This is a genomic window from Hymenobacter puniceus (assembly GCF_014333525.1).
Lineage (GTDB): Bacteria > Bacteroidota > Bacteroidia > Cytophagales > Hymenobacteraceae > Hymenobacter.
Genome location: NZ_JACSCX010000003.1, coordinates 353,939 through 373,007, shown reverse-complemented (window position 1 = coordinate 373,007; position 19,069 = coordinate 353,939). Strand labels below are relative to the sequence as shown.

19 protein-coding genes are annotated in these 19,069 nt (G+C 60.6%); 9 read left to right on the top strand and 10 right to left on the bottom strand.

Translation table 11 applies throughout. The features are described from left to right. Nucleotides 1–97: 97 nt before the first annotated feature. From H8B14_RS10300 to dnaB, 4 genes are all read right to left on the bottom strand, one after another. Complete coding sequence (locus H8B14_RS10300) at nucleotides 98–2,665, bottom strand: TonB-dependent receptor (protein ID WP_187315552.1); 2,568 nt, start codon at nucleotides 2,663–2,665, stop codon at nucleotides 98–100. Between the two features lie 117 nt (nucleotides 2,666–2,782). Next, nucleotides 2,783–3,139: a winged helix-turn-helix domain-containing protein gene (locus tag H8B14_RS10295; protein WP_187315551.1), complete on the bottom strand. Its 357-nt coding sequence runs from the start codon at nucleotides 3,137–3,139 to the stop codon at nucleotides 2,783–2,785. A gap of 34 nt (nucleotides 3,140–3,173) precedes the next feature. Next, nucleotides 3,174–3,575, bottom strand: coding sequence for an NTF2 fold immunity protein (locus H8B14_RS10290; protein ID WP_187315550.1), 402 nt, complete (start codon nucleotides 3,573–3,575; stop codon nucleotides 3,174–3,176). A gap of 95 nt (nucleotides 3,576–3,670) precedes the next feature. Beyond that, nucleotides 3,671–5,203, bottom strand: coding sequence for a replicative DNA helicase (gene dnaB / locus H8B14_RS10285; RefSeq protein WP_261989990.1), 1,533 nt, complete (start codon nucleotides 5,201–5,203; stop codon nucleotides 3,671–3,673). A gap of 402 nt (nucleotides 5,204–5,605) precedes the next feature. Here dnaB and H8B14_RS10280 point away from each other — a divergent pair, with 402 nt between their 5' ends. Continuing rightward, nucleotides 5,606–6,991, top strand: a complete 1,386-nt coding sequence (locus H8B14_RS10280; RefSeq protein ID WP_187315548.1) for a UDP-N-acetylmuramate--L-alanine ligase — start codon at nucleotides 5,606–5,608, stop codon at nucleotides 6,989–6,991. A gap of 2 nt (nucleotides 6,992–6,993) precedes the next feature. Next, nucleotides 6,994–7,716, top strand: a complete 723-nt coding sequence (locus H8B14_RS10275) for an alpha/beta fold hydrolase (protein WP_187315547.1) — start codon at nucleotides 6,994–6,996, stop codon at nucleotides 7,714–7,716. Nucleotides 7,717–7,772: 56 nt separating this feature from the next. Here H8B14_RS10275 and H8B14_RS21110 read toward each other — a convergent pair whose 3' ends face one another. From H8B14_RS21110 to H8B14_RS10265, 3 genes are read right to left on the bottom strand one after another with little or no spacing between them, the layout of a single operon-like run. Next, nucleotides 7,773–7,901: a hypothetical protein gene (locus H8B14_RS21110; RefSeq protein WP_261989962.1), complete on the bottom strand. Its 129-nt coding sequence runs from the start codon at nucleotides 7,899–7,901 to the stop codon at nucleotides 7,773–7,775. Nucleotides 7,902–7,903: 2 nt separating this feature from the next. Next, nucleotides 7,904–8,476: a hypothetical protein gene (locus H8B14_RS10270; RefSeq protein WP_187315546.1), complete on the bottom strand. Its 573-nt coding sequence runs from the start codon at nucleotides 8,474–8,476 to the stop codon at nucleotides 7,904–7,906. 25 nt (nucleotides 8,477–8,501) lie between these two features. After that, entirely contained in the window at nucleotides 8,502–9,296 is a 795-nt protein-coding gene (locus tag H8B14_RS10265) for a M48 family metallopeptidase (RefSeq protein ID WP_187315545.1), read from the bottom strand. Nucleotides 9,297–9,577: 281 nt separating this feature from the next. Here H8B14_RS10265 and H8B14_RS10260 point away from each other — a divergent pair, with 281 nt between their 5' ends. Both H8B14_RS10260 and H8B14_RS10255 read left to right on the top strand, forming a co-directional pair. Continuing rightward, complete coding sequence (locus tag H8B14_RS10260; RefSeq protein ID WP_187315544.1) at nucleotides 9,578–10,192, top strand: fumarylacetoacetate hydrolase family protein; 615 nt, start codon at nucleotides 9,578–9,580, stop codon at nucleotides 10,190–10,192. A 182-nt stretch (nucleotides 10,193–10,374) separates the two neighbouring features. Further along, nucleotides 10,375–12,387, top strand: a complete 2,013-nt coding sequence (locus H8B14_RS10255) for a M23 family metallopeptidase (protein WP_187315543.1) — start codon at nucleotides 10,375–10,377, stop codon at nucleotides 12,385–12,387. Between the two features lie 175 nt (nucleotides 12,388–12,562). Here H8B14_RS10255 and H8B14_RS10250 read toward each other — a convergent pair whose 3' ends face one another. The 3 genes from H8B14_RS10250 to H8B14_RS10240 form a co-directional block, all read right to left on the bottom strand. After that, nucleotides 12,563–13,267 carry an ATP-dependent Clp protease proteolytic subunit gene (locus H8B14_RS10250; RefSeq protein ID WP_187315542.1) on the bottom strand — a complete coding sequence of 235 codons (705 nt, stop codon included), beginning with the start codon at nucleotides 13,265–13,267 and terminating at the stop codon, nucleotides 12,563–12,565. 82 nt (nucleotides 13,268–13,349) lie between these two features. Continuing rightward, entirely contained in the window at nucleotides 13,350–13,649 is a 300-nt protein-coding gene (locus H8B14_RS10245) for a hypothetical protein (protein WP_187315541.1), read from the bottom strand. Between the two features lie 45 nt (nucleotides 13,650–13,694). Beyond that, on the bottom strand, nucleotides 13,695–14,264 hold the full coding sequence (locus tag H8B14_RS10240; RefSeq protein WP_261989961.1) for an RNA polymerase sigma factor: 570 nt from the start codon (nucleotides 14,262–14,264) through the stop codon (nucleotides 13,695–13,697). Nucleotides 14,265–14,507: 243 nt separating this feature from the next. Between H8B14_RS10240 and H8B14_RS10235 the strand changes: the two genes are divergently transcribed. From H8B14_RS10235 to H8B14_RS10215, 5 genes are all read left to right on the top strand, one after another. Then, nucleotides 14,508–15,089, top strand: coding sequence for a lipocalin family protein (locus H8B14_RS10235; RefSeq protein ID WP_187315540.1), 582 nt, complete (start codon nucleotides 14,508–14,510; stop codon nucleotides 15,087–15,089). A 55-nt stretch (nucleotides 15,090–15,144) separates the two neighbouring features. Then, nucleotides 15,145–15,594, top strand: coding sequence for a thioredoxin-dependent thiol peroxidase (bcp, locus tag H8B14_RS10230; protein ID WP_187315539.1), 450 nt, complete (start codon nucleotides 15,145–15,147; stop codon nucleotides 15,592–15,594). 90 nt (nucleotides 15,595–15,684) lie between these two features. Then, nucleotides 15,685–16,590 carry a transketolase gene (locus tag H8B14_RS10225; protein WP_187315538.1) on the top strand — a complete coding sequence of 302 codons (906 nt, stop codon included), beginning with the start codon at nucleotides 15,685–15,687 and terminating at the stop codon, nucleotides 16,588–16,590. A 209-nt stretch (nucleotides 16,591–16,799) separates the two neighbouring features. After that, nucleotides 16,800–18,203, top strand: a complete 1,404-nt coding sequence (locus H8B14_RS10220) for a vWA domain-containing protein (RefSeq protein ID WP_187315537.1) — start codon at nucleotides 16,800–16,802, stop codon at nucleotides 18,201–18,203. Then, nucleotides 18,200–19,048, top strand: coding sequence for a phytanoyl-CoA dioxygenase family protein (locus tag H8B14_RS10215; RefSeq protein ID WP_187315536.1), 849 nt, complete (start codon nucleotides 18,200–18,202; stop codon nucleotides 19,046–19,048). Before H8B14_RS10220 ends, H8B14_RS10215 begins: the two co-directional genes overlap by 4 nt. Nucleotides 19,049–19,069: the final 21 nt, after the last annotated feature.

The window sequence follows — 19,069 nt, the reverse complement described above, 5'->3', positions numbered from 1 at the left end:
CTCATGAACGATGACAGACGATGCTGGGAGTATGCCTGGGATGGCAGGCAGATGTCGGCTTTGCCACGCACAAGCCGGGAAACTTTCAACCCCGCCTTTACAACCCGTACGTGAGCTGCAGGTAGTACAGTCCACCAATGCCGGGGCCCCCGAGGTAGCTGGTGTAGTAGTGGTTGAGCAGATTACTGGCCCCCAGTTTAAACCGCAGATTGGGTTCAGGCACACTGTAGCTGAGTTGGGCGTCGAGGGTACTGTAGGCGGGCACGTAGCCGGTTACCAGAAAGGTTTGGGAATAGTAGCGGGCCTGCCAGCGGTAGTTCAGCCCAAAGCCGAAGTTTTGGTAGACCTTCTCATTGCCTAAACTTAGATTGCAGGTCCAGCGCGGCGTATTGAACCCGTCCTCCAGTCCGTCGCCCGACTCGGTGCGGTCGAGGCGGGTGTAGGTGGCGCTGGCGCCGGCCAGGTAGCCGCCGGCCACGTCGTAGCGCAGCCCGAGGGAGCCGCCGTAGTTGTAGACCTGGCTTTGGGAGTTAGTCCAGAGGCGGTAGCGGGCTTGGCCGGCGCGGGTGTTGAGGGCCGTAGCAATGGTGTTGAGGTCCGTACTGGGGCTGAGTGCCTGGCCGTTGGAACTGAGGGGCACGTAGGCTTCCACCTGCGCAATAAAGTCGCGGTAGGTGTTGTAGTAGAAGTCCACATCGGCCAGCAACCGGCCGCCGGGCAGTAATGCCGCTTTGTAGCCCGCTTCCAACGACCGGATGTGCTCGGGCTGAAGGTAGGTGTAGGGATTTTTAATTAGACGGTACTGGTTGCCCGCAATAGCCTGGGCTTGCGTCTGGCCGTTGGTGTTCCGGTCGCGCGTCACGGCCGTATTGAAGGCGTCGATAGAGCTGCGCAGGTAGCTGTTCTCAAACACCCCATCCGACATTACGCGCAGTCCTCCAATCCGCTTCACCTGCCCGCTGTTCACGTTGGAAAACCCCTCAAACAAGCTTGGAAACCGGTAACCACTCTGGTAGCTCAGCCGGAAGTTGTGCTGGCGTGTGGGCGAGTACACGGCTGTAAAGCGCGGATTGAAGCGGGTGCGAAAGTAGTCGTTCTTGTCGGCCCGGAGCGTAGCGGTGAGGCGAATCTTCTGCTGCAGCAGCCGCGCTCCGGCCTGCGCAAAGCCGCCGGTTTTACCGTAGGTCAGGTTGTCGCGCAGGGGGTCTTTGCCGCTTTCGGGGGTGATGAAGTAGTTGCCGTCGGGCTGGATGATGTAGGTGCGGTGGTCGGCTCCCACCAGCACGTCGAAGGCGGCGGGCAGCGGAGTACCACCCCGGCGCAGGGCTTCGGCTACGTTCACCTGGCCCTCGGCGTGCACCAGATCAGCCTGCACCCGCAGGGCCGCGCCGGCATCCCAGTTGTTGATGTCGGCCAGCTCGGTCAGGCGCTGCCTGAATTCGGGGGTTCCGGGCTGTAAGCGGCCGGCATCTGCGGCGGCGCGGGCGGCCACGTGGGCCTGCGCTACGGTCTGGCCGGCCTGGGTGGCGGCGTTCCAGGCGGCGGTATACTGCTGGTTCCAAAGGGCATCGGGCTTGTAGCTGCGGTCCAGGTTTTCGGCCATAGAGCGGAGGTTGTAGCTTTTGCCGGTGTTTTCGCGGGTGAGGTAGGCGCGGGCCTGCACCACCGGGCCACTGAGCTGCACGGCGTGCTGCTGCAAGCGGTAATCTTCCAGCCGGAACCGGTTGCTGCGCTGGTACACATTATCGAGCACGGAGCCACGGTAGGTGTACGCCAGCTCGGCGGCGCTGCCAAGCTTGTAGTGTAGCGCCGCGTCGTACTTGATGGTTTGCAGCCGGTAGTTTACCACGTCCTGCTCGTCGTAGCCGGTGCGCGCCACCGAGTAGGCTTTGCCGCCCAGCGTAAGGTTGCTGCGGTTTGATGACTCGTTGCCGTAGCGGTTCACGGGGTCCTGGGCGGGGTTTTCAGGGCCGAACAGGCCAGTGGAAGCGTTGCCGTTGGGGTTCAGCTCGGTCTGGTCGTTGGCAATCCAGTCGTAGCCGCGCAGGTAGGTGCCGTTTACTTTGAACGCCAGCCTGGGCCTTAGCACCTTGGCATAGCGCACACTGGTTTCCGAAAACAGTTTTGCGCTGCTGTTGGGGTCGTTCAGGTGGTTGATGCCGGTTTTCTGCTGCACGCTCAGCCCTTCGCTCTGAAATGGGTTGCGGGTGCTGAAGTTGGCCAGCCCATTGATGGCGTTCAGCCCGTACAGCGCGGCAGCCGTACCCGGCACTATTTCCACCGAGCTGATATCCAGGTCACTTGGCCCCAGCACGTTGCCAATCGGCGCGCCAATATGGGGCGCCTGGTTGTCGATGCCGTCCACGAGCTGCGCAAACCGCACGTTGGTGGTGTTGGTGAAGCCCCGGGCATTTATCACCTTGAAGCTTAGACTGGGCGTAATCACCTGCACGCCTTTCAGGTGCTCAATAGCATCAAAATACGATGGTGCGGGCGTAAGCTGCAGCGCCCGGGCATTCAGCTTCTCCACCGTCACCGGCGACTGTAGAAAACTTTCTTCCACTCTCGATGCCGCCACTACCACCTCACCCAGCCGCGTGGTATCGGGTGCCTGGGCATGGGCTACTATCGGAAGCAAAAGCAGCACAGGCGTAACGTGTTTCATTCGTTATATTTTTCCAAATATAACGAATATGACGCGTTTGGGTTTTCCCTCAGAGGATGCAGAGGTCAGTTACTGCATCCTCTGCGCAACCTCCTGCATCTGCTGCGGAAACATACATCAGAACAGCCGCTCAGACTCCGCCGCCAGAAACGCCTGAAACCGCGCCTGCAATCCCTCAAACTCCGCAATCAGGGTCTCACCCTCGGGCGTTACCACGGTGCCGCCGCCGCGCCTGCCGCCGGTTTGGGTGAGCACCAGCGGCCGGGTGGCCTGTGCATTCAAGGACGACACCAAATCCCAGGCCCGCTTGTACGACATGCCCATTTCCTGCGCCGCCTTCGAAATGGAGCCGTGCTGCTTGATCTGGTGCAGCAGCTCCAGCCGCCCGATGCCCATAAACCGGTCATCGGCGGATTCCACCCAGAGGCGGCCGGTAAGACGGAAGGCAAGGTCAGGGCGCAGCAGGTCTTTCATGCGGGTAATTTCTTAAAAACCTGTAATAACTGCCTTATTGACCATGTATTAACTCTAAAACACGGCTGTTCCTAACGTCTACAACCGCTATAAAAACGCCACCAACGTGACCATAAGGGAGAGTCCCACTTATCACCCAATAATCCTCTATCCGATAGATTTCATATGGCTTTTGCTGCTCGATTACCTTTTTTCTATACACTCTGAATAAAAGCGGCTCAATGGCGCCTAGCGCTGCAGTTGTATCCGGGAGTGATGCCATAGGCAACCGCCAGCGCTTGGCAATTGCCTTCTGTTGGGCAGAATCAGCTAATGCTGCCTGCAGACACTTCCCCGCAAATTCTCGCCCCAACATCAACCTACTATTGATATACTCTTGGGCGGCACTGAGATTTACGGAACTCAGCCAAAATAGCAGCGACAACCATTTTTTCATATGTAAAACGAGACGCTTGATGGGTTTGGAGTTGCACCGTATGCGTCAAAAAAAAAGCGTCAGCCGTTGCCGACTGACGCTTTTGGAGCGAAGTTTTAGAACGGCGGCGGTCCGTCGTCGAAGTTGCTGCGGGGGAAGGGCTGCGCGGGCGGCGGGCTGTCGTTGTTGAGGCGCGAGCCCAGCCGGATGGTGTTGGGCGTGAAGCCGGTTTGCTCGTCGAAGCTGCTGGGCGGGAAGGCGCTGGGGTTGAAGCCCCCGGCGTCGCCGAAGCCGCCCGCCCCGTCGAGGTCGGCGAACTTGGTGAACTTGCCGATGAACTTGAGCTGCACGGTTTCCAAAGAGCCATTCCGGTGCTTAGCAATGATAACCTCGCCGGTACCCTGCGTGGGGTTACCCATTTCGTCCTCGGTGATTTTGTAGTACTCGGGGCGGTACAGGAAGATAACCATATCGGCATCCTGCTCAATAGAGCCGGATTCACGAAGGTCACTGAGCTGCGGCTTCTTGTCGCCGCCGCGGGTTTCCACGGAGCGCGACAGCTGCGACAGCGCCAGCACCGGCACGTTCAGCTCTTTGGCAATGCCTTTGAGCGCCCGCGAAATCGAGGCAATTTCCTGTTCACGGTTGCCGCCGCCTTTGCCGTCGGTGTTGCCGGTCATCAGCTGCAGATAGTCGATGATGATCATCGAAATATCGTGGTGAGCCTTGAGGCGACGGCACTTGGTGCGCAACTCGCGAATACTGAGGCCGGGCGTGTCGTCGATGTAAATCGGGGCCGACGAGAGGCTGGAAATCTTATGGTTGAGCTGGGCCCACTCGTGGTCGGCCAAGTTTCCCTTCTTAATCTTCTCGGAGTCCAGCTCGGCCTCGGCCGAAATCAGACGATTCACGAGCTGCAGCGACGACATTTCCAGCGAGAAAATGGCCACCGGCTTCTTGAACTCCACCGCCGCATTGCGCATCGCCGACACTACGAAAGCAGTTTTGCCCATGCCTGGACGAGCCGCAATAATCACTAAGTCAGATGGTTGCCAGCCTGACGTTACGCGGTCCAGAGCCGAGAAGCCGGAGGGGACGCCGGTGAGGCCATCCTTCTGGTCTTTCTTTTCTTCCAGTTCCTTGATGGCCTTGCCCATCAGGCTGCGCATGTCGTCGAAGTTTTTGCGGATGTTGGATTCCGAGACTTCAAACAGGGCCTGCTCGGTGCTGTCGAGCAAGTTGAATACGTCGGTGGTGTCCTCGAAAGCGTCGCGCTGAATGGTGCTGGCAATGTTAATCAGCTCCCGCTTGATGGCGTTTTCGGTGATAATGCGCGAGTGATACTCGATGTTGGCCGCCGAATTGACCTTGAACGTGAGGTTGGCTACGTAGTGCGCGCCGCCGGCGGGCTCCAGCTCGCCCATCTCGCGCAGCTCGTGCGTAACCGTCAGAATATCAATTGGCTCCGACTTATCAAACAGATTCAGGATGGCCTTGAAGATGCGCTGGTGGCCGTCTTTGTAGAAGCTTTGGGGCTTCAGGATGTCGATAACCGTGGTGAGGGCATCTTTCTCCAGCATGAGGGCGCCCAGCACGGCCGCTTCCAGCTCCAGCGCCTGAGGCGGCAGCTTGCCCGCGGGCCCACCCATGGGCAGCTGCGCGGGGCGGCTGCTCCAGGCGGCTTTGGCGCGCGAGGCCGAAAGTTTCAGGCGGTCATCCATCCGGTCGTTCATCAATTGGGGTGCACTACAAGGTAAGCAGGTTGGGCCGGTCTGACCAGAATTTCTTCGGCCGCAGCCCAGTTTTCTGGAAAGGGGTACAAAGCTAACGGCTGGGCTTTACAATCCGGGAAGGCTGGAAAAGGTTTCTTTGCCGTCAGCAGGGCACGTGGCCGGCCAAGCCCGTGAGGCAGTGCTCAGGTGCCCGAACCGAACACACCGGCTTACCTGCAATAAACTATTAGTCAAGCCATTGATTTGTTCCTATCAGCTACACCCGCCAAAGCTTCTACTACATGCCTACCTTTGGCGCCTGCTATTCTTTTCCGCTGAATGACTGCTACTCCTTCTTCGCTCCAACGCCTGCACCTGATTGCCATCGGGGGCAGCATCATGCACAACCTGGCGCTGGCCCTGCACCAAAGCGGCGCCCACATCACGGGCTCCGACGACGAAATATTTGAGCCCGCCAAGGGCCGCCTAGCCAAAGCGGGCCTGCTGCCCGCCGCTGAAGGCTGGTTTCCGGAGAAAGTAACCGCCGACCTTGATGCTGTGATTGTGGGCATGCACGCCCGCGCCGACAACCCCGAGCTGCTGCGCGCCCAGGAATTAGGCCTGCGGGTGTATTCATTCCCAGAGTTCATCTACGAAGCGTCGAAGGACAAGCAGCGGGTGGTGATTGGCGGCTCGCACGGCAAAACCAGCATCACGTCATTGATTCTGCACGTGCTGCGCTACCACGGCCGCAAGTTCGACTACGCCGTGGGGGCCCAGCTCGAAGGCTTCGACCTGATGGTGCAGCTCACCGAGGACGCGCCGATTATCATCATTGAGGGCGACGAATACCTCTCGTCGCCGATTGACCGGCGGCCGAAATTCCATTTGTACCAGCACCATGTCGGCGTGATTTCCGGCATCAGCTGGGACCATATCAACGTGTTTCCGACCGAGGAAATCTACCGCGAGCAGTTCAAGATCTTTGCCGACATGACGCCCAAGGCCGGTACGCTTATCTACGACCGGGACGACGAGCAGGTGCAGCTTGTGACGGTGCCCAGCAGCCCCGACGTGACGTATGTGGGCTACGGTCCGCACGAAAATGTAATTCGCGACGGCAAAACCTACCTGCTCAATAAGAAGGACGAGGAAGTGCCGGTGCAGGTGTTCGGGGAGCACAACCTGCGCAATATTTCGGCAGCCAAGGAAGTGTGCAAGTGCCTGGGCATTAAGGGCAAGGACTTCTACGAGGCGCTGGGCTCCTTTAAGGGCGCGGCGCGGCGGCTGGAGCTGGTGCGGGAAGGCGCCGGCTCGGTGGTGTACAAGGATTTCGCCCACGCTCCCAGCAAGCTCAAAGCCACGGCCACTTCCTTTAAAAAGCAGTTTCCCAAGCGCAAGCTGGTAGCCTGCCTGGAGCTGCACACGTTCAGCTCGCTCAACCCCGCATTCCTGCCGCAGTACGCCCACACCTTCGACGCGCCCGACGTAGCCGTGGTGTATTTCAACCCGCACGTGCTGGAGCACAAGCGCCTGCCGGCCCTGCCGCCAGAGGCGGTACAGCAGGCCTTCCAGCGCCCCGACCTGCGCGTGTTCACCGACAGCCGCGAGCTGGCCGCTTTCCTGCACGCCCAGAACTGGCACGAGGCCAACCTGCTCATGATGTCGTCGGGCACGTTCGACGGGCTGGATTTGGTTGAGCTGTCTGATAAAGTGGTCCGCTAGGTATGCAGGCCGTTACCAAACACCCGGTTCTGCTGCTGCACGGCGCTTTGGCCTGCGAAAAACAGCTGCGGCCCCTGGCCCGGGAGCTGGCCGCGCACTACACGGTGCGTACTTTCAGCTTTGGGGGCCACGGCGGCCAGCCGCTGGAAGAAGCCGCCTTTACCATGCGCCACTTTGCAGCGCAGGTCACACAGTTTCTGGACTCGCTGGGCTGGGAATCGGCGCACGTGTTTGGCTATAGCATGGGCGGCTACGCGGCACTGGCGGCGGCCGTGGCGGCGCCGGCCCGGTTTCGCAGCATCACCACGCTGGGCACCAAGCTCGATTGGTCGCCGGCTACGGCGGCGCTGGAAACCCGGTTTCTGGATGCGGAGAAGATGCGGGCGAAGATTCCGCAGTTTGCCGCGCAGCTGGAGTTACAGCACGCCCCCACTCCCCTGCCGGCGCTGCTGGCAGCCACCGCCAGCCTTATGCGCGGCCTCGGCGACGTACCGTTGCTGACGGCCCAAAATCTGTCGGGGCTGGAAGTGCCGGTGCAGGTGCTGGTAGGCGAGCTAGACAAAACGGCCGGCGTGGACGCCTCCCGCCACTTCGCGGACTTTATGCCCCGCGCCACTTTCGAAATCCTCTTCAACACGCCGCACCCACTGGACAAAGTGAATCCGGACCTACTGCTCAACCGCATTGTCCGCTTCGTCGAGCAGATGGAAGACCAACGCCACTGATTCCGCTGCTTTCCGGCTACAGAAAAGGCCCGCCTTTTGGGGCGGGCCTTTGCAATTTATTCCGGTTTCGTATCGGGCTCCGGCGGCGCGGGTGGCGTAGGGGCCGGGCGGCGGCGCCGGTCGGTGGTAACCAGCAGGGCCAGTCCGGTGAGCGTCAGGCGCAATATCCACTTGCGGCTCAGCATGGCTAGCGGTTTACAAGTAGTGTGTTAGAGCTTTCCACACGTAGGTCGCAGCTGCTACCGCCGGTGTTTTCCTCGCAGGTGGTGCCCACAATGTCGTTGTTTTCGAAATTGAAAAAGCAGAACGTGCAGCCCACCCCGCTGATAATGTAGCGCGAAGCACTGGTGCTCAGGTACAGGTCGTTGTCGGTGGTCAGGTTCAGAGGCACAGCCATGCCGCGGAACATACCGTTGCGTAGCCCCAGCCCTACTAGGTAGTACATAGCCGGGTCTTTGGGCTTGCCCTGCACCTTGCGCACCATCGTCTTATCGATGCTGGTACCGTCGCCGAACTGCCGGATAAACGCCAAAGAAAGCTGCTCGCGGGGCACCTCATACTTGATCAGGCCCCGGTCGCCGATGGAGGCCACCAGTTTGCTGGTTGGCTCGCGGCGGCGGCGGCTGGCTTCACTGGTTTCACCATCAGGGGAGCTCATTTCCGGAAAACCGCGCTTGGTGGTTTCACAGGCAGGCAATGCGGCCATAAGCAGGCCTGTGGCCAGCAGCAGGCGCCAGAATGGCCGGAAGGGTTTTATCATATAGCGAAACTAACTAGCGAAAAGATTAACGGGCAGTATAGTACTTACGGGCTTCGGGCAGGTCGCGCTGGATATCGGCGATACGCGTACCGTTGGAGGGGTGCGTAGACAGAAATTCGGGCGGCGACGCCTGGCCCTCGCGGGCGTCCATACGCTGCCAGAACTGTACGGCCCCGTCGGGGTTGTAGCCAGCCATGGCCATAAAGATAAGGCCCAGGCGGTCAGCTTCCGATTCCTGGCTGCGGCCATATTTCAGCAGCCCAAGCTGCGAGCCGGCACCAACTACCTGCAGAAACACGTTTTGTGTGGCCGTGGGATTCTGGCCCGCCGAGGCCGAGAGCACGCCGCCCAAGCCCTGCGCCGCCATCTGCTGGCTCATCCGCTCTGAGCTATGCTTGGCCACGGCGTGCGCAATTTCATGGCCCATTACTACGGCAAGGCCGTTTTCGTCTTGGGTGATGGGCAGAATGCCGGTGTACACGGCCACTTTACCGCCGGGCATGCACCAGGCGTTTTCCTGCTTGTCGTTGATCAGGTTGAACTCCCAGGCATAGCCCTCCAATTGGGTTTGCGCGTTTTGCTGGCGGAAGTATGTTTCCACAGCCTGCTGAATGCGCTGGCCCACGCGCTTCACCATTGCGGCCTGCTCACCACTGCTTACCACCTGGCTGGATGCCAGCACTTTCTGATATTCGGTGGCGGCCATTTGGTTCATTTCGGTGTCGGAAACTAGGCTGAGCTGGCGGCGGCCCGTGATAGGCACAGTGGAGCAGGCGGCGGCAACAAACAGGCAGCTGGCGAGGGCAAGTTTTCTGAGCATGGGTGAAAGGAGGAATAGCGGAGAATAGAAGTGAATGGGCCAAAATTCAGCCAAGACTGGTCGGCGGATTCTATACGTGGCCTGGGGCAGAAAATGTTTATTTAACCCCACACCAGCTACCACCGTACCCGTTTTTTGCTGTTTCTTCGTTTAGCCCCTATTATTTAGGAGTAGTTTTGACGTTCAGGTAGCTGCTTACGTTGGTTGCTTCTGTTCGCACATCCAATTTTTCTGCGGGCAAACCACTGCGGCCTGCTTTTTCCTTCCTCTGCTTTCACGCTATGAAAATCCTCTGCATCGGCCGTAATTACGCCGACCATATTGCCGAACTTCAGAACGACACTCCCGACGCGCCCGTCATTTTCGCCAAGCCCGACACAGCGCTGCTGCAGCGCAACCAGCCGTTCTTCGTGCCCGACTTCTCCCAGGATATTCACCACGAAATAGAGCTGGTGCTGCGTATCTGCAAAAACGGCAAGAACATCGAGGAGAAGTTTGCGCCCACCTACTTCGACGCCATCGGGCTGGGCATCGACTTCACGGCCCGCGACCTACAAAGCAAGCTCAAGTCCAAGGGGCTGCCCTGGGAACTGGCCAAAGGCTTCGATGGCTCGGCCCCGATTTCGCAGGAGTTCAAGCCGGTGGCAGATTTTCCGGATCTGAAAAACATCAACTTCCGGCTGGAAGTAAATGGCGAAGTGCGCCAGCAGGGCAACTCCAGCCTGATGCTGCACGATTTCAATAAGATCATCAGTTATATCTCCCAGTTCATCACCCTGAAAATGGGCGACCTGATTTTCACAGGCACGCCCAGCGGCGTAGGCCCCGTGCGGCCCGGCGACCAGCTCACCGGCTACCTCGAAGATCAGCAGCTGCTGAACCTGGCCGTGAAGTAGCGGAGCGGTGAGGCGGCAGAATAGCGGTAACCGTCATCTGAGCTTGCCGAAGCATCTCTACCGCTTTTGTCTGAATGGCATTACAAAGAAGCGGCAGAGATGCTTCGGCAAGCTCAGCATGACGTTCCGCTATTCACCATCACCTCGGCGCTCTTATTCTCCTGTTGACTTTCCTTTTTTGAATGCCCAATTCGTTGTTTACCAGCTCTTCGCGCCGGCTGCTGAGTTTGGCGGCGCTGCCGCTGCTGCTCACCTGGGCGCCCATGTCCTGCGAGGGGCAGGCGCCCGATTCGTCGGCGCCGAAACCGGTGGCGGCTGCCACTGCTAGCGGCCGACGGCCGGCGGTGGCGGATGGCTACTTCCTGTTTCCCATCAAGCCGGGCGTGCAGAACTACCTGGCCGGCAGCATGGGCGAGCTGCGCCCCAATCACTTTCACGGCGGCCTCGACATCAAGACCGACGGCCGCGTGGATCTGCCCGTGTACGCCGCTGCCGACGGCTACATCTCGCGCATGAAGCAAAGCAGCTACGGCTACGGCAACGTGCTCTACATCACGCACCCCAACGGCTTGGTTACCGTCTATGGCCACCTCAACCATTTCAAAGGGCCGGTAGCGGCCGAGCTGCTGCGCCGCCAGTATGAAAAGCAGACCTACGAACTAGAGCTGTTTTTCGACAAGACGCAGTTTCCGGTGAAGCGCGGCGAGGTGGTAGCACTGTCGGGCAACACGGGTGGTTCGGCGGGGCCGCACCTGCACTGGGAAGTACGCACCGCCAACGACCACCAGCTGAACCCCTTGCAGTTTGGTGGCTTCCCGGAAATCCAGGACCACGTGGCGCCGCAGCTGCAGGCGTTTGCCGTGGAGGCGCTGGGTATTGAGGCCCGCGTGCAGGGGCGCTTCGGCAAAAGCGTATTCGTGCCGAAGGCGCCGATGCTGCCCAACGGCGGCGGCTATGTGTGGACCGATACCATTCCGGCTTTCGGGCAGGTGGGGCTGCTGGTGCAGGGCTTCGATAGGTTCGACGGCGTATGGAACAAGAACGGCCTGCAGCGTGTGGATGTGCGCGTGAATGGCCAGCCGCTCTACTCGCACGTGGTAGACGACATTCCGTTTCCGGAAGGCTCGCGCCAGATCAACCGGCACGTGGACTATGAGTGGCGCGCCACCCAGGGCCGGCAGATGGAGCGCCTGTTCGTGGACGACGGCAACGACCTGAGCATGTACACCACCGGCGCCGCCAAAGGCAAGCTGCGCGTGGAAGCCGGCAAGCTCTACGCGGTGGAAATCATGCTGGCCGACTCCTACGGCAACCGCACGCCGCTGCGCTTTGTGCTGCGCGGCGAGCAGCCGGCGTACTACAAAACCCGCTCGGCGCAAGTGAAAAAGCCCGCACTCCGTTTCGACATCAGCCGCAACCTGCTGGTGGCCACCGCCGCCGACCCCGACACGGCCGCCGTGGGCGGGCCGCTGACGCTGTACAAAGGCAACCGCCGCCTCACGCTGCGGCCCAGCTACACGGTGCAAAGCGAAAACACCTACCTCTACGATTTGCGCGCCGGCCTGCCGGACTCATTGAGCTTCCAGGGTGTCACGCGGCGCTTTGATAGGCAGGCCAGCATTCCGTCGGGCCAGGATTTCGCCTTCTCTACCAGCGCCCTGCAGCTGGGTTTCATGCCCAAAACGCTGTTTGACACGCTGTACGTGCAAACCAGCTACGCCGCCGGCCTCTGGACGGTGCACCTGCCCCGCACGCCACTCTACGAAACCCTGCGCCTCACCCTCAAGCCCACTACGCCGGCCACCGACCTGCGCCGCACCGCCATCTACAGCGTGGCCCCGAACGGCGGCAAAGGCTACGTAGGCGGCAAATGGAATACGGACGGCACGGCCGTTTCGGTGCCCATCAAAACCTTCGGCCGCTTCCGAATTCTTACCGATACGATTCCGCCTTCGGGACGCCTGCTCAGCAAAGGCGCCGGCGGCGTGGTGTTCAAGGTCGGCGACGACCTGTCGGGATTGGCCAGCTACCGCCTGGAAGTGAACGGGCAGTTTCATCTGCTGCGCTTCGAGCACAAAAACGCCACGCTTTTCTCGGAACGCTCTGACACGCTGGGCCCACCGCTACGTGGCCCCGCCACGCTCCGCCTCACCGACCAGGCCGGCAACGAGAAGGTGCTGAACGTGGTGCTGTAGAGCAGGGATGTCATTGCGAGCAGCGCGACACAATCCTTCCTCTCGTGGCAGACACTTCCCTAACAGCAAAGCCCTCCGGCAGTAGGTTACTTACCTAGTGCCGGAGGGCTTTTTGCTTACTTCAGGTTCATATCTTTTAGAGAAAGGATTGCGTCGTCGTGCCTCCTCGCAATGACTATAAACCGTCCCACTTCCGCTCCAGCACTTCGTCAATCAGGCCGTATTCCTTGGCCTCGTCGGCGCGCAGCCAATAGTCCCGGTCGGAGTCGTCGTGGATCTGCTGGTAGGTTTTGCCTGTGCGCTCGGCGTAGATGTCGTACAGCTCGCGGCGAAGCTTCAGGATTTCGCGGGCCGATATTTCAATGTCGGCGGAGGGCCCCTGGGCGCCACCGCTGGGCTGATGAATCATGATGCGTGCGTGCGGCAGAGCCGAACGTTTGCCGATTGCGCCGCCGGCCAGCAGAAACGCGCCCATGGAAGCCGCCAGACCTGTGCAGATGGTAGCCACATCCGGGCCCACGTATTGCATCGTGTCGTACAGCCCAAAACCGGCATACACGGAGCCTCCCGGCGAGTTGATATAGAGCAGAATATCCTTTTTGGCATCAGCCGACTCCAGAAACAGCAGTTGAGCGTTGATGATGTTGGCAATCTGGTCGTCGACTGCTGTGCCGAGGAAGATTATCCGGTCCATAATCAAACGTGAAAACACATCAATTTCCGCAAAGCGCGTGGGGCGCTCCTCTATTACTGAGCGGGTCATGTTGGTGACAAAAGGACGGGCCACACCTTCAAGGTGGTGCAGATACTGGTCGAGGTGCAGGCTGTTGAGGCCCTGGCCACGCACGGCGAAACGTCTGAATTGCTGAGTATTGAGCATGATATTGGGGTAAAAGTACGCAAGCGTGTACCGCCCGCCCCAGCATGGGGCGGCAGTAGTTCACAAGCAAATGCAAGGACCGTCAGTTGCGACGGCCAAGTTGGCGGCGCAGCTGCTGCAGGGCTGCTGTGGCATGCTGCAGCCAACGCCGGGGCGGCCGGACACCGCCATAAAGGGCTGCATGAATGCTACTTAACTCCTTTAGCAGCTGCTTTCTTCCGGCTATCTGTAGCCCCCGGTACACCAGTTGCTGCGTATCCATATCCAGACGCAACGCGGGGTCCAGGAGCTGCCGCGCAGCCCACAGCGTTGCATCGGGCGCGGAGCCAGGCGCCAGTAGGTAGGATTCGATGTGCTGCAGACGTTCAAGTTCGGGCCGCATGGGTGTGGGCTATGAGTTGATGGAGGCGTGGGAGGAGTAGGTTGGCTAGCGCAACGCTTGGCGCGCAACATTGCGCAGGCGCTCCAGGCATTTGAACTTCTGCACTGTAGCCGAGCGCACGGAGCGGTAAGTGTGAGTGGCCGCAATCTGCTCCAGCGGCTGCCGGAAGTAGTAGAAGGAGAGCAGAATGTTGCGGCACTTGTCGCTCAGGCGCTCCAGGTAGTCCAGCACCGGCACGACGGCGGGCAGTATTTCGGGCTCGTCGGCGGGCAGCTCCAGATGGTTGGCATTGAGGCGGGTGTGCGGGCGGCGCTGCCGGCGCGCCAGTTCCTGCCGCCACTGGTTGCGGGCCACAGCCTGCAGATACGTGGCAGGTGCCGCCGTCAGGTGCAGTGTGCCGGCCACGGCTTTTTCGTAGAGAATCACCACCGCATCCTGGAATACATCTTTGGCCTCGGCAGCAGTACCGTTGTGCCGCAGCACAAAGGCTTGCACTGCCGGAAAAGCGTACCGGTAAAGCTGCGTAAGCGAGTTTGCCCGGTCGGCGAGCAAGGCTTCGCGCAGGTCGGCGCCGGTGGCGGTTGGCTGGGTGGTAGCAGGTTGCATGAGGAGCATATAAGCAGGTTTCACTTAGTAATCCTGTTACCGGGCAAGTATCACCTGGGCAAAGCCAATTATTTTTTCGAGCCCGTGCGGCCGCAACCGTACGAAGGCGCTGATACAGGCCTTTGTATCCGCGAGCATACTTCAGCCACTGGTTTTCAGTACAGACGCCTCTTCCGCCGCTACGTTGCCACTCAGTTCCTGTACCCGCACTTTGGCGCGTATATTTGGCTTACACTTTACGCTTGTTTCAAAATGGCAAATATTCTGAAGCGCCGCAAGCCGGTGCTGGTGGCCTCCGTGGCCGCGGCCGTAGCTACCGGTGTGGCCGCCTACGCCTTCGCCCGCCGCAAGCTGCACCCCAATCTGCCTACCGTGCCCCACGTCAACCTGCATCAGTACATGGGGCTGTGGTACGAGGTGGCCCGGCTGCCGACGCGCTTCGAGAAAGGCTGCCAGCACGTAACGGCCGAGTACTCGCTGCGGCCCGACGGCAAGGTGAACGTGCGCAACACCTGTCATAAAGAAGGTATCAACGGTCCGGTGGAAACCGTAACGGGCACGGCCCGCGTGGTAGATACCACCACCAACGCCAAGCTGAAAGTGAGCTTTTTCTGGCCGTTTGAAGGCGACTACTGGATTATCGCCCTCGACCACTCCGACTACCGCCACGCCCTGGTGGCGGGCGGCCCCGACCGCCAGAACCTGTGGCTGCTGAGCCGCACCCCGCACATGGAGCGTACCCTGCGCGACCAGTATCTGGCCAAAGCCCGGGAGCTGGGCTTCGATACCGACAAGATGCTGTTTACGCCCCAGCCCATTGCCGGCAAGCCCTGATTACGGATTTCACGGCGCAGTACTTCGCGCTATCTTTGCCGCAAACCCCCATTCTATGCCTATTCCCCAGACCGGCGAGTCCGCCCCGGCGTTTGAAGCGCCCGACCAACACGGCACCCTGCACCGCCTCCAGGACTATGCGGGCCGCAAAGTGGCCCTCTACTTCTATCCCAAAGACGACACCAGCGGCTGCACCGCCCAGGCCTGCGACCTGCGCGACAACTACCAGAGCCTGCAGGCAGCCGGCATTCAGGTGCTGGGCGTGAGCATCGACAGCGAGAAGTCACACAAGAAGTTCGCCGACAAGTTCGACCTGCCGTTTCCGCTGCTCGTGGACGAAGACAAAAAGATGGTGGAAGCCTACGGCGTATGGCAGGAGAAGTCGATGTACGGCCGCAAGTACATGGGCACCATGCGCTACACCTTCCTGATTGACGCCGACGGCCGTATCGAGAAGGTCATCACCAAAGTCGATACCAAAAACCACGCAGCCCAGCTGCTGTAGGCTTTCGTCGCCCCGCCAGTTTGGCGGGGCTTTTTTTCGCGCGCCTCGCCCAAGTTCCTACCTTTGCTTTCCCTCAACTTCATAGAATTCATGTCGCACGACGCTTCTTCCTTCGCCGCTTCTTCCGAAACCCACGCCCCCGAAGCCACCAAGTCGGTAGCCGAGCTGCAGCAAATTGCCGCGCAGGTGCGCCGCGACATTGTGCGCATGGTGCACGCCGTGAACTCCGGCCACCCCGGCGGCTCGCTGGGCTGCACTGACCTGCTGGTGGCCCTGTACTTCAAGGTGATGAAGCACACGCCCCAGCCCTTCGACATGAACGGCACCGGCCAGGACCTGTTTTTCCTGTCCAACGGCCACATCTCGCCGGTATTCTACTCGGTGCTGGCCCGCTCAGGCTACTTCCCGGTGAGCGAGCTGGCTACGTTCCGCAAGCTCAACTCGCGGCTGCAGGGCCACCCCGCCACCCACGAGCACCTGCCCGGTGTCCGCATTGCGTCGGGCTCCTTGGGCCAGGGCCTGAGCGTGGCGACGGGCGCGGCCCAGGCCAAAAAGCTCAACGGCGACGACCACACGGTGTTCGTGCTCATGGGCGACGGCGAGCTGCAGGAAGGCCAGATCTGGGAAGCGGCCCTCTACGCGCCACACCACAAAGTCGATAACCTAATTGCCTTCGTGGACCGCAACGGCCAGCAGATCGACGGCCCTACCGACAAAATCGGCGGCCTCGGCGACTTGCGCGCCAAGTTCGAGAGCTTCAACTGGCAAGTATTAGAAACCAACGGCAACGACCTGACCACGCTGCTGGCCAGCATCGAGGAGGCCCAGGGCCTGCTCGGCCAGGGCCGCCCCGTTATGGTACTCATGGATACCCAGATGGGTTTCGGCGTGGACTTCATGATGGGCTCGCACAAGTGGCACGGCGTGGCGCCGAACGATGAGCAGCTGGAAAAGGCACTGCAGCAACTGCTGGTAGAAGAAGCCGGCGACTACTAAACCGCAGATGTTGCTGATAAAAAGGTGATGTCGCTGATCAAACCGCAAGTTTGATTTGTGGCTTGACTCCGTCAGCGGAAGCCTTTTATACAGGCAGCCTTCTGTTGAGCGTTGATGATATAGGCTTCGTGGCAGCTTGCTGCTGTCGTTGCCGTGCCCGTAACACTTGGCTTCCCCGCGTTTCGTGGGGGGCTGCTGTTTCCCCCCTTATGCGCCGCCTGGCCGTTTTTGTATGCGTGCTTGTGAGCTTGGCCACTTGGCCGGGGACGGAGCTACGTGCCCAGAACGCGCCGCCGGCCAAGCCCCGCGTCACACGCATTCTGTTTCTGCTGGATGCCTCGGGCTCGATGCTGGCGCCGTGGGAAGGGCGGGCGCGCATGGACGTGGCCAAGGGCCTGCTGGCCCGCATGGTCGATTCGCTGAATGCCTATCCTAACCTAGAACTGGGCTTGCGCGCCTACGGCCACCTGCACGACAAGTCGGAAAACAACTGCGAGGATTCCAAGCTGGAGGTGGCCTTCGCGCCCAAAAACGCGGGGGCCATCAAGGCCAAGCTCAAGACCATTGAGCCGCGCGGCAACACGCCCATCACCTTCTCGCTGCTGCAGTCGGCCGGTGACTTCCCGACCGACAAAACGGCCCGCAACGTGCTGATTCTGATTACCGACGGGCTAGAGTCGTGCAAGGGCGACCCGTGCGCTACCTCGCTGGCGCTGCAGCGGAAGCGGGTGTTTCTCAAGCCCTTCGTGATTGGCATCGGGGCCGAGCGGGAGTTTGGCAAGCAGCTGGAATGCTTGGGGCAGTACTACAATGCCGCCGACGTGAAGACGTTCCGGACCATCCTCAACGATGTAGTAGCGCAGACGCTAGCCAAAACCACCGTGGCCATCAACCTCACCGACGAAGCCGGCCGGGGCGTGGAGTCCAACGTGAATCTGACGTTTCTCAACAACGTCACGGGCCTGCCGGAATACAACTACGTGCACTACCGCGACGCCAAAGGCCAGCCCGACGCCCTCGACATCGACGCGCTGCAGAGCTACGACCTAGTAATAAACACGGTGCCGCCGGTGCGACAGGAAAACCTGCAGATCCGGCCCGGCCGGGCCAATGTGCTGACCTACAAAACCCCGCAGGGCACGCTCTGGCTGCAGAACCCGAGCGTCACGCCCAACCCCTATGGAACAGTACAGGCCGTCATCCGGGCGGCCGGAAACGACAACACGCTGCTGGCACTGCCCTTTGGGGCGCGGCAGAAGCTGCTGGCCGGCAACTACGAAGTGGAGCTGCTGACGCTACCCCGGCAGGTGCGCCGCATCAGCATCAAGCAAGGCCAGGAAACCGTTATTACGTACCCGGCGCCGGGCATCCTCAACATTGTGTCGGATTTGAAAGGCTACGGCAGCCTCTACCGCCTCAACGACGACGAAACTCAAACCTGGCTCTACAACCTGCCCGACGGTGGCAGCAGCAAAGTGAACGTGCCGATGCAGCCGGGCGCCTACCGCCTGATATTCCGCACGAAAACCGCTACCGGCAGCCAGTTCACCGACGTGCGCAACTTCACCATCCGCTCGGGCCAGACCAGCTCGGTTAGCATCTTTGGCCGGTGAGGAACGATAACCATCACAACATCATGCTGAGTGAAGGCGCAACCGAAACCGAAGCATCTCTACCGCGGGCCAACCACTTTGCATCCAGCACAGAAACGAAGCGTTATCAACAGGTTGGTGATGAATGTACAGCCGCCGCGCAGCTCCGCGCCGACGGCTACGCCATCCTGCCCAACGTTTTCACTCCACTCCAAACGGCGGCTTTGCTGTGCACCATAGCCACGGCCGATACCACCTCGCCCCGCTTCCGGCGCAGCCAGGACGTGTTTGCCATCCGGAATTTGCTGCAGGAGTTGCCGCAGTTGCGGGAGCAGCTCCTGACGCCCCGGTTTCGGGAAGTGCTGGCGGCGCTGTTTCCCGCTCAAACGCCGCACCTAGTAAAGGCCATCTACTTCGATAAGCCGGCCGGCTCCAACTGGCTGGTAGCCTGGCACCAGGATGTAATGGTGGCCGTAACTGACCGGGTAGAACTATCCGGCTACGGACCCTGGAGCGGCAAAACCGGCGAAACCACCGTATTGTCGCCCCGCGAAATCCTGGAGAGCATCGTGACGGTGCGCCTGCACCTGGATGATTGCGACGCCAGCAACGGCGCGCTGCGGGTGGTGCCCGGCTCGCACCGCCACGGCGTCATCCCCAACGACCAGCACCCTACTTTCACACCGCAGGCCCTAACGTGCGCCGTGCCGGCCGGCGGCCTGATGCTGATGAAGCCGCTCACACTGCACGCCTCCAACCGCAGCACCAGCAACCATCCGCGCCGCGTGATTCACCTGGAATTCAGCGCCGCGGAGCTGCCCGACGGGTTGCAGTGGCGCGAGCGGCTGGCCTTTCCTCTCACATAAAACCCAAGACCCTTAGTCCCC

What these genes read in the sequence shown, in the direction of transcription:
- H8B14_RS10270 (WP_187315546.1), bottom strand. Translation starts at nt 8,476, where the DNA reads ATGATAAAACCCTTCCGGCCATTCTGGCGCCTGCTGCTGGCCACAGGC.
- H8B14_RS10265 (WP_187315545.1), bottom strand. Translation starts at nt 9,296, where the DNA reads ATGCTCAGAAAACTTGCCCTCGCCAGCTGCCTGTTTGTTGCCGCCGCC.
- bcp (WP_187315539.1), top strand. Translation starts at nt 15,145, where the DNA reads ATGCCTATTCCCCAGACCGGCGAGTCCGCCCCGGCGTTTGAAGCGCCC.
- H8B14_RS10255 (WP_187315543.1), top strand. Translation starts at nt 10,375, where the DNA reads ATGCCCAATTCGTTGTTTACCAGCTCTTCGCGCCGGCTGCTGAGTTTG.
- H8B14_RS10235 (WP_187315540.1), top strand. Translation starts at nt 14,508, where the DNA reads ATGGCAAATATTCTGAAGCGCCGCAAGCCGGTGCTGGTGGCCTCCGTG.
- H8B14_RS10250 (WP_187315542.1), bottom strand. Translation starts at nt 13,267, where the DNA reads ATGCTCAATACTCAGCAATTCAGACGTTTCGCCGTGCGTGGCCAGGGC.
- H8B14_RS10300 (WP_187315552.1), bottom strand. Translation starts at nt 2,665, where the DNA reads ATGAAACACGTTACGCCTGTGCTGCTTTTGCTTCCGATAGTAGCCCAT.
- H8B14_RS10290 (WP_187315550.1), bottom strand. Translation starts at nt 3,575, where the DNA reads ATGAAAAAATGGTTGTCGCTGCTATTTTGGCTGAGTTCCGTAAATCTC.
- H8B14_RS10245 (WP_187315541.1), bottom strand. Translation starts at nt 13,649, where the DNA reads ATGCGGCCCGAACTTGAACGTCTGCAGCACATCGAATCCTACCTACTG.
- H8B14_RS10225 (WP_187315538.1), top strand. Translation starts at nt 15,685, where the DNA reads ATGTCGCACGACGCTTCTTCCTTCGCCGCTTCTTCCGAAACCCACGCC.
- H8B14_RS10220 (WP_187315537.1), top strand. Translation starts at nt 16,800, where the DNA reads ATGCGCCGCCTGGCCGTTTTTGTATGCGTGCTTGTGAGCTTGGCCACT.
- H8B14_RS10280 (WP_187315548.1), top strand. Translation starts at nt 5,606, where the DNA reads ATGACTGCTACTCCTTCTTCGCTCCAACGCCTGCACCTGATTGCCATC.
- H8B14_RS10295 (WP_187315551.1), bottom strand. Translation starts at nt 3,139, where the DNA reads ATGAAAGACCTGCTGCGCCCTGACCTTGCCTTCCGTCTTACCGGCCGC.
- H8B14_RS10240 (WP_261989961.1), bottom strand. Translation starts at nt 14,264, where the DNA reads ATGCTCCTCATGCAACCTGCTACCACCCAGCCAACCGCCACCGGCGCC.
- H8B14_RS10260 (WP_187315544.1), top strand. Translation starts at nt 9,578, where the DNA reads ATGAAAATCCTCTGCATCGGCCGTAATTACGCCGACCATATTGCCGAA.
- dnaB (WP_261989990.1), bottom strand. Translation starts at nt 5,203, where the DNA reads ATGGGTGGGCCCGCGGGCAAGCTGCCGCCTCAGGCGCTGGAGCTGGAA.
- H8B14_RS21110 (WP_261989962.1), bottom strand. Translation starts at nt 7,901, where the DNA reads ATGCTGAGCCGCAAGTGGATATTGCGCCTGACGCTCACCGGACTGGCC.
- H8B14_RS10275 (WP_187315547.1), top strand. Translation starts at nt 6,994, where the DNA reads ATGCAGGCCGTTACCAAACACCCGGTTCTGCTGCTGCACGGCGCTTTG.